Consider the following 15012-nt stretch of genomic DNA (forward strand, 5'->3'; position numbering starts at 1 on the left):
TTGTCCTGTCCTCACGCCGGCGCCTGCCTGCGACAAGCAAGCGGCATGCCACGCCCATGCATGCCTAGCATAGGCGCGGGGGCCGCCCGCCGTGTGTCGGTCCCGTTACGGGATGTCCCATTGTGTGGCGGGCAAGCGGGTCGGGGCAAGCCCGTGTGCACCGGATTGGTGCATCAGGCGCGCCGGCAGGACACTAGGCGCGCACCCGCAGGAATACGCGGGCATCGAGCACGCGCTGGCCTTCGATCATCAGCTTGAGGTGGCTGATGCCGCGGGCCGGCTCGTCGGCGCACCAGCGCGCCAGGGCGGTGCGGGCCGCACGGCTGCACAGCTGGCGGGCCTGCAAGCCGTCCAGCAGGGGTGTCCAGCGCGCCATCGTGCCTTGCGGGTGGCGCTCGGCCAGCAGTTCCAGGCCCCAGCGCGGCCGCGGGCCGGCCGCGTCCAGGTCGACGATGGCCACGCAGCGGCTGGCCAGCATCCCCAAGGCCTGGGCCGCCGGCGGCAGGTCCGCCGGCCCGCTTTGCGGCAGTCCCGCCGGGGCCTGGCCTTGCGGCAGCCCCGAGACAAAAAGGCGCAGCGGCTGGCCCGGCCGGCGGTCGAGCCAGGCGGCGCAGTCGATGGCCGCGCCGGCCGGCAGCCCGTCCAGCCATAGGCGGGCCTGGCCGGCCTGGGCGGCGGGCAGGCCCTGGGCGCGCAGCCCCTCGATCAGCGCCGGCCATTGCGGCGCGCCGGCCCGCACGTCCTGGCAGGGCAGGGGCACGCTGGCCTGCCCGTGGCGGTTCAGGGTATAGCGCAGGTACAGCAGGCCCGGCGCGCCGGCGTGCCCGGCGGCGGCCTTGGCCGCCGGGTCCTGCAAGGCCAGGTACAGGTGCGGGCGCACGCCGGGGGTCAGGCCGCACTCCAGCGCGAAGCCGGCCGTGCCGGCCGGCGCGCGCGGGGCCAGCGCATCGAAGGCCTGCCGCGCGGGCAGGGTCAGCAGGTCGGACGCGATGGCAGGCGCATGCGCCTGCCACAGGGGCGCAAAGGGCTGCAAGGCGGCAGGCGGGTTCATGGCGCCTTGGGCACCCAGCCGGTGGGCGTGAGCACGGCATCGAGCCGCACGTCATGAGGCGCCGGCCGGTAGTGCGGGTCGTCGATGCGCCCTTCGCGCCAGGCGATGCCGATGGTGGTGTGGGGATGGCCGCGTTCGCGCAGGGCGGCCAGGGTGCGGTCGTAGTAGCCGCCGCCGTAGCCCAGGCGGTCGGCTTGCGCGGTGTAGCCCAGCGTGGGCACCAGCACCACGTCCGGCAGCGCAGGCTGGCCGCCCGCCGGCGCCGGGATGCCGTAGGCGCCGGGCTGCATCGGCGTATCCGGCGTCCAGGGATGGAACTCCAGGGGGGCGCCGGCGGTCTTGACCACGGGCAGCAGCACTTGCAGGCCGGCTTCGGCCCATTGGCGCAGCAAGGGCCGCAGATCGGGTTCGTCCTGCATGGGCCAGAAGGCGGCGACCGAGGCCGGCGCCGGGCGGCCCTGCTGCGGCGCCTGCTCGCGCGCAATGGCCAGCCAGGTGAACAGCCGCCCGCGCATCAGCAGGGCCTCGCGGCGGCGCTGCGGTTCGGCGATGCCGGCGCGGGCCTGGCGCAATCGCTGGCGCAGCACGACTGCGTTATCCTTTACGGAATCTTCTTTCACGTTCATGCGGACATACACGATGCGGGTTGGGCAGTTGGCAAGGTATCAGAAATCCGCCGGCCGGGTACGCGCCTTGGCCGGCGCGTTGTTGCTGGCCTGTGCCCTGCCTGCGGGCGCACTGGCGCAGCAGCCGGCCGCCGGCGGCGCGGCCAGCCCGAGCGAGGCCGTGGCGGCCGCGCGCGAGGCCGTCAACCGCAAGCAGTTCGACCGCTTGCCGGCCCTGGCGGCCCGCGCCCAGGGCGATCCCCTGGGCATGTACGCGCAGTACTGGCTGCTGCGCTATCAGCTCAACGCCGATTCGGTGCCCACGCCCACGGCCGAGCTCGAACGGTTCATGCGCGAGAACGCCGACGCCTACCTGGCAGACCGGCTGCGCGGCGACTGGATCCTGGCGGCCGCGCGGCGCGGCGACTTCGCCACCGTGCGCCGCCTGGGCGAGGTCGTCGCGCCCAACGACCAGGTCCGCTGCGCGCAGCTGCAGGCGCGCCACCTGGGCGGCGAGCGCGCCAGCGCCGCGCAGGCCGAGGCGGTGTTTGCCCCCGGCAATGCCTGCTGGGCCCTGATGGGCCAGCTGGTGGCCGACGGCGTGCTGGGCTGGGACGCGTTGCAGCGCTACCTGCGCGATGCGCTCGAGAACAACAAGCTGCCCGATGCCCGGCGTGTCGCGGCCTTGATGTTCAAGCCGGACGAGCTGCGCGCCTATGACGCGTTGATGAAGGATCCCATGAAGTGGGTGGCGGTGCAGTCCAAGCAGGCCGCCTCGCCGGCCCAGCGCGAGCTGGTCACCGTGGCCTTGTCCCGCCTGGCGCGCAAGGACCGTGAAACCGGCCTGGCCTACGTGCGGCGCGAGTGGGCCGGCCACCTGCCCAAGTCCTCGCTGCAATGGGTCTATGCCCAGCATGCGCTGGTCGGTGCGCTGAACCTGGATGCGGGCGCGCACGAGCTGTACAAGCTGGCCGACGATGTGCGCATGAGCGACTACAACCACGCCTGGCGGGTGCGCACGGCGCTGCGCCAGCCGCGCATCGACTGGAAGTGGGTCAAGCTCTCGATCGAGCGCATGTCCGAATCCCAGCGCAACGAGCCGGTCTGGGTGTATTGGCATGCCCGCGGGCTGGCCGCCGCCGGCCGCAAGCAAGAAGCCGAGCGGCAGTTCGCCAGCATTGCCGACCAGTTCAATTTCTATGGCCAGCTGGCCGCCGAAGAGCTGGGGCGCGCCATCAGCGTGCCGGCGCGCCCGGCGCCCCTGACCGAGGCCGAGGTCGCCCAGGCGCGCGCCCATCCCGGCCTGTCCCGCGCGGTGGCGCTGTTCAAGCTGGGCTGGCGCGCCGAGGCCGTGCCCGAATGGAACTACTCGCTGCGCGGCATGAACGACCGCCAGCTGCTGGCCGCCGCCGAGTATGCGCGCCAGGAGCACATCTACGATCGCGTGGTCAATACGTCCGAACGCACCACCGCCGAGTTCGATTTCGGCCAGCGCTTCATCGCGCCCTTCGAAGGCAAGGTCAGCGAGCAGTCGCGCCGGATCGCGCTGGACCCGGCCTGGGTCTATGGCCTGATCCGCCAGGAATCGCGCTTCATTACCGATGCGCGCTCGGTGGTCGGCGCCTCGGGCCTGATGCAGCTGATGCCCGCCACCGCCAAGTACGTGGCCCAGCGCATCGGCATGCGCGACTTCCATCCCTCGCGCGTGAACGAGTTCGACGTCAACACCGTGCTGGGCACCCATTACCTGAACATGGTGCTGCAAGACCTGAACGGCTCGCAGGTGCTGGCCAGCGCCGGCTACAACGCCGGCCCGCGCCGCCCGCACCTGTGGCGCTCGCGCCTGTCGCACCCGGTCGAGGGCGCGATCTTCGCCGAGACCATCCCGTTTACCGAGACGCGCCTGTACGTCAAGAACGTGATGGCCAACGCCACCTACTATGCCGCGCTCTTCAGCGGCCAGCCCCAGTCGCTCAAGGCGCGGCTGGGCCAGATCGCGCCGCAGCGCGACGAGCGCACCAACCTGCCATGAGCGCGGCCTGAGGATGCCGGCCAGCCGCGCAAGAGCCCCCCGATGAGCCGCCGCGACCCGGCCCCGGCAGCCGAGGACCCCTGCCTGCAGGGACTGTCGGCCTACATCGTGGGCGGCGCGGTGCGCGACGAGCTGCTGGGCCTGCCGGCGGGCGACCGCGACTGGGTGGTGGTCGGGGCCAGCCCCGAGGACATGGCCGAGCGCGGCTTCGTGCCCGTGGGCGGCGATTTCCCGGTCTTCCTGCATCCCCGCACCAAAGAGGAATACGCGCTGGCGCGCACCGAGCGCAAGTCCGGGCGGGGCTACCAGGGCTTTACCTTTCACACCGGCGCCGACGTCACGCTGGAAGACGACCTGCGCCGGCGCGACCTGACCGTCAACGCCATCGCCCGCCGCAAGGACGGCACGCTGGTCGACCCCCTGGGCGGCGAGCGCGACCTGCGCGCGCGCGTGCTGCGTCACGTGGGCCAGGCCTTTGTCGAGGACCCGGTGCGCATCCTGCGGCTGGCGCGCTTTGCCGCGCGCTTTCCGGATTTCTCGGTGGCGCCCGAGACGCTGGCGCTATGCCGGCGCATGGCCGCCGAGGGCGAGGTCGACGCCCTGGTGCCCGAGCGGGTGTGGCGCGAAGTCTCGCGCGGGCTGATGGCCTGCCGGCCCTCGCGCATGCTGCAGGTGCTGCAGGATGCGCAGGCCTTGCCGCGCATCGCGCCCGGGCTGGCGCCCGGGCCGGCGCAGCTGCAGGCGCTGGACCGCGCGGCCGGCGGCGGACTGCCGCTGCCGGGCCGCTATGCCTTACTGGCGCTGGCCGCGGACGATGCCGCCGCGCTGGGCAAGCGCTGGCGGGTGCCGGCCGAATGCGCCGACCACGCGCGCCTGCTGCGCGAGGTGCTGGCGCGCGGCCGCGGCGCGCTGCCGGCGCAGGCCGCGCTGGACCTGATCGAGACCTGCGACGGATTGCGCAAGCCCGAGCGTTTCGAGGCGCTGCTGGAGACAGCCGGCGTGGTCAGCGAGGAAGTGGACGGGCAGGCCTTGCGGCAGGCGCTGGCCAAGGTGCGCGCGGTCGATGCCGGCCGCGTGGCGCGCGAGCACGCCGGCGAGCCGGGCCGCATCAAGGCGGCGGTCAGGCAGGCTCGCCTGGCGGCGCTGGCCCCGATGGAGCCATAGCGCCTACAGCGCGTCGCGCCGGTCGCCGCGGGCAAAGCCCAGCAGCGGCGGGTCGATGCCGCGGCCCACTGCCAGCGCCTTGAACAGCTCGCCCATCTCGGCCTCGGACAGCAGCCTGTGCACCGGGCCGGCCCAGCGGGCATAGTCGCGCGCCTGCGCCGGGTCGTGTTGCGCCAGCAGTTCGATCAGCCCGGCGTTGCTGAGCAGGCGCGCCTGCGAGGTATAGCCCAGCACGTCCAGGCCGCCGGCCAGCGCGGCATCGGCCATGGCCGTGAAGTCCACGTGCGCGGTGATGTCCTGCAGGCCCGGCGCCACGAAGGGATCGGCATGGGCGTGGTGGCGCAGGTGGCACATCAGGGTGCCGCCGGCGCGCTGCGGATGGTAGTACTCGCGCTGCGGAAAGCCGTAGTCGATCAGCAGGGCCGCGCCGCGCACCAGCCAGCCGCCCAGTTCGCGCATCCAGGCCTCGGCCTGCAGGTTGACCTCGGAGGCGTAGCCGGGCAGGGCGGGCATGCGCGCGGCCACCGCGTCGGCCAGGGTGTCGTCGGCCGGCCGCTCTTCCCAGGCGAAATCCTCCTGGGCATCGAGCACCACGCCGCGCTCGCACAACCGGTCGGGCGCATGCCAGGCGAACAGCCGCACCGGCATGGCGTCCAGCACTTCGTTGGCCAGCACGCAGCCTTCGAAGGCCGCTGGCTGGCTATCGAGCCAGGCGACCTGCCCGTCGAAAGGCGCCAGCCGCGCTTGCTGGCGCTGGCGCAGGTCGGCCGACACTTCCAGGATCTGGTAGCGCACGGCCATGCCCCGCGCGGCCAGCGCGGCGAGGACCGATTCGGCCAGCGCGCCCGAACCGGCGCCGAATTCCAGCACGGTATCGGTGCCGGTGGCCGCCAGCACCTGGGCCACCTGCCGGGCCAGGGCCTGGCCGAACAACGGCGTCAGTTCCGGCGCGGTGGTGAAGTCCCCGGCCGGCGTGCGCGCGTCGCCCGGATCGAGCTTGGCGCTGCCGGCGGTGTAATAGCCCAGGCCGGGCGCATACAGCGCCAGCCGCATGAATTCGTCGAAAGGCAGCCAGCCGCCGGCCGCCCGCACCGCCGCGCGCAGGTGGGCGGCCACGCGCCCGCTGTGGGCCAGCGCGTCGGGATGCAAGGCGGGCAGGCCGCGCGCCTGCGCGGTCCGGTTGTAGTCGGAAGGGGACTGGGCCATGGCGTGGCGGTGAACGGTTCTGGGCCTGAAGGCAGCATTCTGCCGCAATTCTCCAGGACGCGCGGCGCGGCGAGCCGGCGGGGCGCGTGGTCCCCGGTTCGCCGCGCCGCGAGCCGGACAGGCAGGCGGGCGCCTGGTCCCCGCGCAAGAACGGGCCCGCCCGCAGGGCCGCGCCGGCCTACAGCTGCCGGTACAGCAGCTTTTCCACGCTGGCCACCTCCTGGCGCAGCCAGGGCAGTATCTCCTGCTGGCGTTGCGGCGTCATCCGGTTGGAAGTGGCCGCGATGGTCAGCGCGGCGGCCGGCGCGCCGAAGGTGTTGCGCACCGCCAGGCCGATGGCGGTCACGCCCGGCACGGCCTTCTCCCCGATGGACGCATAGCCCTGCTGGCGCGAGTGCGCCACCACCTGCATCAGGTCCATGGCGTCCAGTTCGCCGTAGGCGCCCAGGCGGGGGGTGACGGTGTCGACGATGTCCGCCACGTCCTGGTCCGGAAGCACCATCAGCATGGCCAGGCCGCCGGCGTTCACGCCCAGCGGCTGGCGGCTGCCGATGGGCACGACCGGCGTCTGGATGGGGTAGTGGCCTTGCACGCGGTCGATGCAGACCGCATCGTTGCCGCGCCGGATGAAGACGAAGGCGGTATCGCCCGTGGCCTCGGCCAGCCGCTGCAGCGAAGGCCGGCAGACCTCGACCAGGTTGAACTGCGGTGCGGCGGCGATGCCCAGCTCGAAGATGAGCGGACCGAGCCGGTAGCGCCGCGTGCCCGCATCGCGCGCCACCATGCCTTCGCGTTCGAGCGCCTTGAGCAGCCGATGGGCGGTGGGGGGCTCGAAGCCAGCCAGGCGGGCCACGTCCACGAAGCGCAAGCCGGCCTGCTGGTGGTCGGCCAGCAGCTTGAGCACCTGCGCCACCCTGCGTATGCCCTGGGTGCCGCCTACCGGCGGCTGCCGGCGATTGGGAAATGAAATATCCATATAGTGGAAGTTGTCTCCTTGTTCGTTGACGCCGCCTATCCACATACATAGATTGGACGCCAGCCGCACGGAATGCTAGCCGGAGCGGTCCCCGAGGTACAAGGAAATTTCACTATATGGATATCAGGACCCCCCGCGAACGGCTGCCCTATTCGGCCATCGTCGACCGCGATCCCCTGCCCGCGCCGCAAGGCGCGCGGCTGATCGTGTGGCCCATCGTCAACGTCGAGGACTGGGACATCTCGCGCGCCATGCCGCGCCAGGTGCTGCCTGCGCCCACCGGCATGGCCGTCACGCCCGACGTGCCCAACTGGGCCTGGCACGAATACGGCATGCGAGTGGGGTTCTGGCGGCTCAAGCAGGCTTTCGACCGCTGGGGCATCCGCCCCACGCTGTCGATCAACGGCCGCGTGTGCCTGAGCTACCCGCGCATCGCCGGGGCCGCGCACGAGGCGGGCTGGGAATTCATGGGGCACGGCTACATCCAGATGCCCATGCACCAGGTCGAGGACCCGCGCGAGATGATCGCCCGCACCGTCCAGGAGATTGCCGCCTTCACCGGCCGCAAGCCGCTGGGCTGGCTGGGGCCTGGCCTGACGCAAAAGCTCGATACCGTGGACCTGCTGCACGAGGCGGGCATCCGCTACATCGGCGACTGGGTGCTGGACGACCAGCCGTGCCGGCTGCGCGCCGGGCAGGGCCAGATGGTGGCCATGCCTTATTCGGTCGAACTGAACGACATTCCCATGATGGCGGTGCAGCACCATAGCGCGGGGGAGTTCCTGCAGCGGGTCACCGACAGCTTCGACCGCCTGTACCAGGAAGGCGGCGAGCAGGTGCGCGTGATGGGCATCGCGGTGCATCCCTTCCTGAGCGGGGTGCCGCACCGCATCAAGTATTTCGAGCAGGCCTTCGAATACATGCTGGGCCACGAGGGCGTGCAGTTCATGACCGGCGAGCAGATCCTGGCCTGGTACGAGCAGGCCGCGCCGGCGCGGGGGGAATGAATATGATCAAGGCACGGTATCCGCAGCAATCGAACATGCGCCTGCTTTCGCAGGACACGCTGGGCGGCTTTGGCGGCGTGGGCGAAGGCATCGCCCTGCAGCTGGCTCCCGACGGCCGGCGCATCCTATGGCTGGCGCACGAAAGCGCGCCCAAGAACTTCACCGGCGTGGACGTGTCCGATCCGCGCAAGCCGCGCGTGCTCGTGCAGACCGACCTGCCGCATGCCTCGGTGCGCTCGAACTCGCTGGAGGTCTCGGGCAACCTGATGGCGGTGGCCTATCAGGTCAGCCGCCCAGGGCTGGCCCCGGCGGGCTTCGACCTGTTCGACATCAGCGAGCCCGAGCGCCCGCGCCTGCTGTCGCATTTCGACGCCTCGGCGCCGCACTCGCGCGGCGCGCATTGCCTGTGGTTCGTGGACGGGCAGACGGTGCACATGGCCTGCGGCGATCCCGAGCGCAAGCCGCGCAACCCCAAGGACGACCAGGTCTACCGCATCGTGGATGTCAGCTCGCCGACCGCGCCGCGCGCCATCGCCAGCTGGCACCTGCCCGGCACCATGGAAGGCGACCAGGCCGAGCCGCCCCGGCGCCTGGCGCCCGAGTTCGATTCGGGCTTTCGCGCCCACAACACCAACGTTTTTCCCCAGCGGCCCGACCGCTGCTACCTGGGCTACCTGGATGCCGGCGCGATCGTGATGGACATCTCGGACCTGTCCAACCCCAGGCCGATCTCGCGCTTCGTGCATTCGCCGCCGTTCAAGGGCTTCACGCACACCGCCCTGCCGCTGTTCGGGCGCGAGCTGCTGGTGGTCAGCGACGAGACGGTGCAGGACGACGCGGCCGATTGGCCCAAGCTGGTGTGGCTGGTGGACATGAGCGAGGAGTCCAACCTGGTGTCGATCTCGACGCTGCCGATGCCGCCGGTCGAAGTCCACAAGCAGCGCGGCGGGCGCTACGGCGCGCACAACATCCACGAGAACACGCCGGTTCCGGGCGCCTGGCAGTCCGAGGACTACATCGTGTGCACCTTCTTTAACGGCGGGCTGCGGGTCTACGACATCCGGGATCCCTATGCGCCGGTGGAAGCGGCCTATTTCGTGCCCGAGGCGCCGGCCGGCTCGCCGGCGGGCTCCATCCAGTTCAATGACGTGTTCGTCGACGACCGGGGCGTCGTCTTTACCGTCGATCGCCACACGGGCGGGCTGTATGCGCTCGAACTGAATCTATGAGCGCTACCCGGCCGCCAGAAGGCGTACCTTCGTCCGTGCCCGTGCCGCCCGACTTCGCCGCCGGCGCCGGGGTCGACCCGCGCATGCCGGTGATCGTGGTCTCGGGCTTTCTGGGCAGCGGCAAGACTACGCTGCTGCGCCGCGTACTGGATACGCCCGAGCTGGCCGGATCGATGCTGATCGTCAACGAGATCGGCGAGATCGGCATCGACCACCACCTGCTCGAACGCTCGGACGAGGAGACGGTGCTGCTGGACAACGGCTGCATGTGCTGCCAGCTGCGCAGCGACTTGCAGACGCTGCTGGTGGACCTGGGCATGCGGCGCAAGCGCGGCGAGATTCCCAGCTTCGAGCGCATCATCATCGAGACCAGCGGGCTGGCCGATCCGGGGCCCATCGCGCAGACGCTGTATGGCGACGCGCCGCTGGCCCGGCAGTATCGCCTGGCCCACGTGGTCACGCTGGTGGACGCGGCCCATCCGCAGGCGCGCCAGGCCGCCCCGCGCATGGCCGAGCGGCAGGTGGCCGCGGCCGACCTGATCCTGCTGACCAAGTCCGACCGCGCCGCGCCCGCGCAACTCGAGCAGGCCCGGCAATGGGCGCAGGCCATCAACGCCCAGGCTCGCTGCGAGACCGCTGTGATGGGCCGGCTGGACATCGCCCTGCTGACCGCGGTCACCCCCTTCGGCCGGCTGGGCGGCGAGCCGGCGTCCACGCAGGGCGGCAGCTACCTGGGCCGGCGCGCGCCGCTGCATCCGCACGGCGTGTCCAGCTTCACGCTGGTGTTCGAGGCGCCCGTGCCGCGTCCGGTGTTCCAACTCTTCCTGGATGTGCTGACCAGCCTGCGCGGCCCCGACCTGCTGCGCACCAAGGGCATCCTGCATTTCGAAGGCGAGCCGCAGGCCGTGCTCATCCAGGGCGTGTGCCACGTCTTCGACAAGCCCGTGGCGCTGCCGGCGGGCGCTCCGGCGCCCGCCCGCTCGTCGCTGGTCTTCATCGCGCGCAAGCTGACCCGGGACGACATCGAGGGCTTGTGGCGCGCCTTCATCCGGCTTGCCGGGTAGCGGGGAGGGGCTTTTTTTTCTTTTTTGCAGTGCATAACAAACAAGGGGTATTGCCATGTTCCGTCGTCGTTTCCTGCTGTTTTCCTGCGCGCTGGCCGTGTCCGGCGCATCCGCCGTCCAGGCGCAATCCGATTTTCCGAACCGCTCCATCCGGATGGTGGTGGGCTTTCCGCCCGGCGGCATTTCCGACGTGCTGGCCCGCGCCATCGCCAGCGAGGCCGGCGCGGTGCTGGGCCAGAGCATCGTGGTGGAGAACCGGCCGGGCGCCGGCACCACCATCGCCTCGGACAACGTGGCGCGCGCCGCGCCCGACGGTTACACGCTGCTGTTCCAGGACGTGACCACGCACGCCATCAACGCCAGCCTGTACAAGAAGCTGCCCTACGACACCGAGAAGGACTTCACGCCGGTGGCGCTGGTGTCCTCCTCGCCGCTGATGCTGGTGGTCAACGCCGATTCGCCCGTGCGCACGCTGGCCGAGCTGATCGAGCGCGCCAAGGCCAAGCCCGACCTGTATTCCTACGGCTCCTCGGGCAACGGCACCATCATCCACCTGGCCAGCGAGATGATGAACCGCGCCGCCGGGGTCAAGGCCGTGCACATTCCCTACAAGGGCAGCGCCGCCCTGGTGCAGGCGGTGATGAGCGGCGAGATCGAATATGCCTTCAGCAGCATGCCGCCGGCCGTCTCGCAGGTCAGTTCGGGCCGCCTGCGCGCCCTGGCGGTCTCCACCCCCGAGCGGGTGCCGGTGCTGCCCGAGGTGCCCACCATTGCCCAGGCCGGCGTGCCGGCGGCCGAGGTCGTGCTCTACAACGGGGTGATGGGACCGGCCGGCATGCCCGAAGACGTGGTGCAAAAGCTCAACCAGGCTTTCGCGAAGGCGGTGAACAGCGATAAGCTCAAGCAGACCTACCAGAGCCTGGGCGCCTCCACGCTCGCGGTGACCCCGCAGGCCTTCGGCGAGCAGCTCAGGCAGGACATCGGCCGCTATGCCAAGGTGGTCGGCGAGGTCGGCGCGCAGGTGGATTGAGCGGCTGCCGCGCCTTTACCGTTTCAACCAGGACGATCATGACTGCAACCCCCCAGTTCGCATTGCCACCCACCGACCCGGCGCTCGAGCAAGCCGTCGGGGCCATGCTGGCGCTGGCCGGCTTTGCCGGCGACCCGGACCGCCAGGCGCGCGTGGCCGCCGAGTTCGCCCGCTTCCAGGCCATGGCCCTGTCGCTGGCCGGGCACGCGGGCGACCGCGAGCAGGGGCCGCTGCCCGTGTTCCGGCCCGATGCCCCGAAGGAGGGCGGACGATGAGCGGCCCGGGACGGTCCTGCGGCCCGCAGGAAAATGGCGTGCAGCAAGCCCCGGCGATCGCCTCGGCCACCGAGCTGGCGCGCCGCGTGCGCGAAGGCGAGGTCACGGCGGTCCAGTTGCTGGACCAATGCCTGGCCCGCATCGAAGCCGGCAATCCGGCGATCAACGCCTTTACCGCGCTCACGCGCGAGCGCGCGCGGCGCGAGGCGCAGGCCATCGATGCGCGCCGCGCGCGCGGCGAAACCCTGCCGCCGCTGGCCGGCGTGCCCTATGCGGTGAAGAACCTGTTCGACGTGCAGGGGGAAACCACGCTGTGCGGCGGCAAGGTCAATGCCGGCGATCCGCCGGCGCGGCAGGACGCCACGGTGGTGGCGCGCCTGCGCGAGGCCGGGGCGGTGCTGGTGGGCATGCTCAACATGGACGAGCACGCCTACGGCTTTACCACCGAGAACACGCACTATGGCGCCACGCGCAACCCGCACGACGGCACGCGCGTGGCGGGCGGCTCCTCCGGCGGCTCGGGCGCGGCCGTGGGCGCCGGCCTGGTGCCGCTGGCGCTGGGCTCGGACACCAACGGCTCGGTGCGCGTGCCGGCCTCGCTGTGCGGCGTGTTCGGCCACAAGCCCACCTATGGGCGGCTGCCGCGCGGCGGGGTCTATCCCTTCGTGTTCAGCCTGGATCACGTAGGCACGCTGGCCGCCAGCACCAGCGACCTGGTGCTGGCCTGCCAGGCCATGCAGGGGGCCGACGGCCGCGACCCGGCCTGTGTCGATAGCGGCGGCCTGGTCTGGCCGACGCCACTGCCCGAAGGCTTGCGCGTGGGCGTGCTGGGCGGATGGTTTGCGCAATATGCGGGCCAGGCCGCGCAACAGGCCGTGCAGGCGGCGGCCCAGGCGTTGCAGGCGCGCGGCACGGTGGTGTTCGAACTGGCCGAGGCGGCCCGTTCGGCCGCCTTCGTGCTCACCGGCTGCGAAGGCGGGGCCTTGCATCGCGAGCGGCTGCGCACCCGCTACGACGAGTTCGAGCCGCACTCGCGCGACCGCCTGCTGGCCGGCTCGCTGCTGCCGGCCGCCTGGCTGGTCACCGCGCAGCAGGTGCGCCGGCGGGCCTACGAACAGGCGCTCAAGCTGTTCGAGCAGTACGACCTGCTGCTGGCCCCGGCCACGCCCGTGCCCGCGCCGCCCATCGGCGCACCCAGCTTTACGCTGGGCGGTCAGGACCTGCCGGCCCGGGCCAGCCTGGGCCTGCTGGCCCAGCCCATCTCCTGCGTGGGCCTGCCGGTGGTGTCGGTGCCGATGTGGCCCGAGGCCGGGCAGGGCCTGCCCATCGGCGTGCAGCTGATCGCCGCGCCGTGGCGCGACGACCTGTGCCTGGCGGCCAGCGCGCGGCTGGAGTCGCTGGGGCTGGCTCAGGCGAGAGTGCCTGGAGCATGAGATGCAGCTGGCGGCGGGGCTATGGTCCCGGGCTTGCCATGAGCCTCTGATGCGCAGCTCCTGGGCCAGCATCGGCCGGAAAACTTGCGCATCGCTTCCGTGCAATCCCAGCAAGGCTACCGCTTCGGCGGCCGTGCGGCCATCGCGAACGGCGTGACCGGCTCGTTATCGGCTCATGCATGAGCCGATATTGAGCCGATCAGGAGAGCGCGTGCGCCGATATGCTGCTCAGGCGTAGTCGCGGCGCGCCGGCTTGCCGCCGCTGCGCGGGGCGTGCGGACGGTCGCCCGCCGGACGGGGGCCGCGGCCTTCGGCCGGACGGCCTTGCCCGGCGAATTCGGGCTTGCGCGACTTGCCGTAGCCCGGTTTGCCATAGCTGGGCTTGGGGTCGCCCGGGCGGCGCGGGGCGGCGCCGGCGGGCCGGCCCTCGCCGTCGCGGCCCTGGCGCGGGGCGCCGTGGCCGAATTCGCCGCCGGGCTTGCCATAGTGAGGCCGCGGGGCAAAGTCGCCCTCGGGCTTGGCGTAGTGGCTGCGCTGGCCGAACTCGCCAGCCGGCTTGCCGTAGCCGCCGCGCGAGCCGGATTCGCCTTCCGGACGGCCGTAGCCGCCGGGCTTGCCGTAGCCCGGCTTGCCGAATGACGGCTTGCCGAAGCCCGGACGGCGCCCGCCCTTGGAGGGCGGGCCCGAGCGCACGATGCGCGTGGGCTCCAGGCCCGCGATCACCTGGGGCGGGATCGGCTGGCCGATGTATTGCTCGATGCGGCGCACCTTGTGGCGCTCGGCATGGGTGACCAGCGTGAAGGCCAGGCCGCTGCGGCCGGCGCGGCCGGTGCGGCCGATGCGGTGCACGTAATCCTCGGCCTGCATGGGCAGGTCGAAGTTGACCGCATGGCTGATGCCTTGCACGTCGATGCCGCGCGCGGCCACGTCGGTGGCCACCAGGATGCGCAGCTGGCCGCGTTGCAGCTGGGACAGCGTGCGGGTGCGCTGGCGCTGGTTCATGTCGCCGTGCAGGGCCGCCGCCGGGAAGCCCTGGTCGGTCAGGCGGTCGGCCAGGTCGTCGGCGCCGCGCTTGGTCGAGGTAAAGACGATGGCCTGGTCCAGCGAGGCGTCGCGCAGCAGGTGGTCCAGCAGGCGCATCTTGTGGGCCGGGTCGTCGGCGTACAGCAGCGCCTGCGTGATGTTGGCGTGCTTGTCGCGCTGGCCGGCCATCTCGATGCGGCGCGGCTCGCGCATCATGCCTTCGGCCAGGCGCGCCACCGTGCCGTCCAGGGTGGCCGAGAACAGCAGGGTCTGGCGGGCGGCGGGCGTGCGCGAAACGATGGCCTCGATGTCCTCGATGAAGCCCATGTCCAGCATGCGGTCGGCTTCGTCCAGCACCAGGGTGTGCACGGTGGACAGGTCCACGCGGCGCGCGTTCAGGTGGTCGATCAGGCGGCCCGGGGTGGCCACCAGCACGTCCACGCGGCGCGACAGCGCACGCAGCTGGGCGCCGTAGGGCATGCCACCCACCACGGTGGTGGTGCGCAGGTCGGCCAGGTCCTTGCCGTACTGGCGGGTCGCGGCGTCGACCTGCAAGGCCAGTTCGCGGGTGGGGGTGAGCACCAGCACCTGCACGCCGCGGCCCTTGTTGGCGGGCTTGCCGGCGATGCGGTGCAGGGCCGGCAGCATGAAGGCGGCGGTCTTGCCGCTGCCCGTCTGCGAGGAGACCATCAGGTCGTGGCCTTGCAGGGCCTGCGGGATGGCGCTGGCCTGCACGGGGGTGGGGGTGTCGAAGCCGGCCGATTGAAGTGCCGACAGCAGGGCGGGGGCGAGCCCCAGGTTTTCGAAAGACATGACTTTCCTTGCCGCTTGCGCAGCGCTGAGCACGGCAGGGCCCTTTGCGATGCAGAGGGAGTGTGCCGGCTACGGTTGATCGAAAGCATCGTGCCGACCGGATC

13 protein-coding genes are annotated in these 15012 nt (G+C 71.7%); 8 read left to right on the forward strand and 5 right to left on the reverse strand.

Going from position 1 to position 15012, the window contains the following annotated elements; all coding sequences use genetic code 11:
• Positions 1-193: 193 nt before the first annotated feature.
• Together V8Z80_RS06610 and V8Z80_RS06615 are read right to left on the reverse strand one after the other, a co-directional pair.
• The gene (locus tag V8Z80_RS06610; RefSeq protein WP_336061434.1) at positions 194-1051 is read right to left on the reverse strand and encodes a hypothetical protein; all 858 of its coding nucleotides are present in this window, start codon (positions 1049-1051) and stop codon (positions 194-196) included.
• Complete coding sequence (locus V8Z80_RS06615; protein ID WP_155192614.1) at positions 1048-1677, reverse strand: 5-formyltetrahydrofolate cyclo-ligase; 630 nt, start codon at positions 1675-1677, stop codon at positions 1048-1050. The genes V8Z80_RS06610 and V8Z80_RS06615 overlap by 4 nt, the downstream gene beginning before the upstream one ends.
• A gap of 13 nt (positions 1678-1690) precedes the next feature.
• Between V8Z80_RS06615 and V8Z80_RS06620 the strand changes: the two genes are divergently transcribed.
• Both V8Z80_RS06620 and V8Z80_RS06625 read left to right on the forward strand, forming a co-directional pair.
• Positions 1691-3688, forward strand: coding sequence for a transglycosylase SLT domain-containing protein (locus tag V8Z80_RS06620; RefSeq protein ID WP_442951951.1), 1998 nt, complete (start codon positions 1691-1693; stop codon positions 3686-3688).
• Positions 3689-3730: 42 nt separating this feature from the next.
• Complete coding sequence (locus V8Z80_RS06625; protein ID WP_336061435.1) at positions 3731-4852, forward strand: CCA tRNA nucleotidyltransferase; 1122 nt, start codon at positions 3731-3733, stop codon at positions 4850-4852.
• Between the two features lie 3 nt (positions 4853-4855).
• Here the strand turns inward: V8Z80_RS06625 and V8Z80_RS06630 are convergent, their stop codons facing one another.
• Positions 4856-6058, reverse strand: a complete 1203-nt coding sequence (locus V8Z80_RS06630) for a class I SAM-dependent methyltransferase (protein ID WP_336061436.1) — start codon at positions 6056-6058, stop codon at positions 4856-4858.
• Between the two features lie 178 nt (positions 6059-6236).
• The gene (locus tag V8Z80_RS06635; protein ID WP_155192620.1) at positions 6237-7034 is read right to left on the reverse strand and encodes an IclR family transcriptional regulator; all 798 of its coding nucleotides are present in this window, start codon (positions 7032-7034) and stop codon (positions 6237-6239) included.
• Between the two features lie 116 nt (positions 7035-7150).
• On the opposite strand from V8Z80_RS06635, the gene V8Z80_RS06640 reads away from it, so the two are divergent.
• Genes V8Z80_RS06640 through V8Z80_RS06665 form a run of 6 tightly spaced genes read left to right on the forward strand, consistent with a single transcriptional unit; the run spans position 7151 to position 13072 of the window.
• Positions 7151-8041 (forward strand): polysaccharide deacetylase family protein, encoded by an 891-nt coding sequence (locus tag V8Z80_RS06640; protein WP_155192622.1) that lies wholly within the window; start codon positions 7151-7153, stop codon positions 8039-8041.
• The gene (locus V8Z80_RS06645) at positions 8038-9270 is read left to right on the forward strand and encodes an LVIVD repeat-containing protein (protein ID WP_336061437.1); all 1233 of its coding nucleotides are present in this window, start codon (positions 8038-8040) and stop codon (positions 9268-9270) included. The genes V8Z80_RS06640 and V8Z80_RS06645 overlap by 4 nt, the downstream gene beginning before the upstream one ends.
• On the forward strand, positions 9267-10334 hold the full coding sequence (locus tag V8Z80_RS06650) for a CobW family GTP-binding protein (protein ID WP_155192624.1): 1068 nt from the start codon (positions 9267-9269) through the stop codon (positions 10332-10334). Before V8Z80_RS06645 ends, V8Z80_RS06650 begins: the two co-directional genes overlap by 4 nt.
• A 55-nt stretch (positions 10335-10389) precedes the next feature.
• Positions 10390-11364: a Bug family tripartite tricarboxylate transporter substrate binding protein gene (locus V8Z80_RS06655; protein WP_155192626.1), complete on the forward strand. Its 975-nt coding sequence runs from the start codon at positions 10390-10392 to the stop codon at positions 11362-11364.
• Between the two features lie 38 nt (positions 11365-11402).
• On the forward strand, positions 11403-11639 hold the full coding sequence (locus tag V8Z80_RS06660; RefSeq protein ID WP_155192628.1) for a hypothetical protein: 237 nt from the start codon (positions 11403-11405) through the stop codon (positions 11637-11639).
• 38 nt (positions 11640-11677) lie between these two features.
• The gene (locus V8Z80_RS06665; protein ID WP_336061438.1) at positions 11678-13072 is read left to right on the forward strand and encodes an AtzE family amidohydrolase; all 1395 of its coding nucleotides are present in this window, start codon (positions 11678-11680) and stop codon (positions 13070-13072) included.
• Positions 13073-13300: 228 nt separating this feature from the next.
• Here the strand turns inward: V8Z80_RS06665 and V8Z80_RS06670 are convergent, their stop codons facing one another.
• Entirely contained in the window at positions 13301-14908 is a 1608-nt protein-coding gene (locus V8Z80_RS06670; RefSeq protein ID WP_336061439.1) for a DEAD/DEAH box helicase, read from the reverse strand.
• Positions 14909-15012: the final 104 nt, after the last annotated feature.

This window comes from Orrella sp. JC864, from assembly GCF_037026685.1.
GTDB lineage: Bacteria > Pseudomonadota > Gammaproteobacteria > Burkholderiales > Burkholderiaceae_B > Orrella.

Bases quoted from the DNA above. Each gene is read 5' to 3' on its own strand.
- V8Z80_RS06650 (WP_155192624.1), top strand. From the start codon at position 9,267: ATGAGCGCTACCCGGCCGCCAGAAGGCGTACCTTCGTCCGTGCCCGTG.
- V8Z80_RS06670 (WP_336061439.1), bottom strand. From the start codon at position 14,908: ATGTCTTTCGAAAACCTGGGGCTCGCCCCCGCCCTGCTGTCGGCACTT.
- V8Z80_RS06635 (WP_155192620.1), bottom strand. From the start codon at position 7,034: ATGGATATTTCATTTCCCAATCGCCGGCAGCCGCCGGTAGGCGGCACC.
- V8Z80_RS06645 (WP_336061437.1), top strand. From the start codon at position 8,038: ATGAATATGATCAAGGCACGGTATCCGCAGCAATCGAACATGCGCCTG.
- V8Z80_RS06610 (WP_336061434.1), bottom strand. From the start codon at position 1,051: ATGAACCCGCCTGCCGCCTTGCAGCCCTTTGCGCCCCTGTGGCAGGCG.
- V8Z80_RS06640 (WP_155192622.1), top strand. From the start codon at position 7,151: ATGGATATCAGGACCCCCCGCGAACGGCTGCCCTATTCGGCCATCGTC.
- V8Z80_RS06620 (WP_442951951.1), top strand. From the start codon at position 1,691: ATGCGGGTTGGGCAGTTGGCAAGGTATCAGAAATCCGCCGGCCGGGTA.
- V8Z80_RS06625 (WP_336061435.1), top strand. From the start codon at position 3,731: ATGAGCCGCCGCGACCCGGCCCCGGCAGCCGAGGACCCCTGCCTGCAG.
- V8Z80_RS06660 (WP_155192628.1), top strand. From the start codon at position 11,403: ATGACTGCAACCCCCCAGTTCGCATTGCCACCCACCGACCCGGCGCTC.
- V8Z80_RS06655 (WP_155192626.1), top strand. From the start codon at position 10,390: ATGTTCCGTCGTCGTTTCCTGCTGTTTTCCTGCGCGCTGGCCGTGTCC.
- V8Z80_RS06615 (WP_155192614.1), bottom strand. From the start codon at position 1,677: ATGAACGTGAAAGAAGATTCCGTAAAGGATAACGCAGTCGTGCTGCGC.
- V8Z80_RS06630 (WP_336061436.1), bottom strand. From the start codon at position 6,058: ATGGCCCAGTCCCCTTCCGACTACAACCGGACCGCGCAGGCGCGCGGC.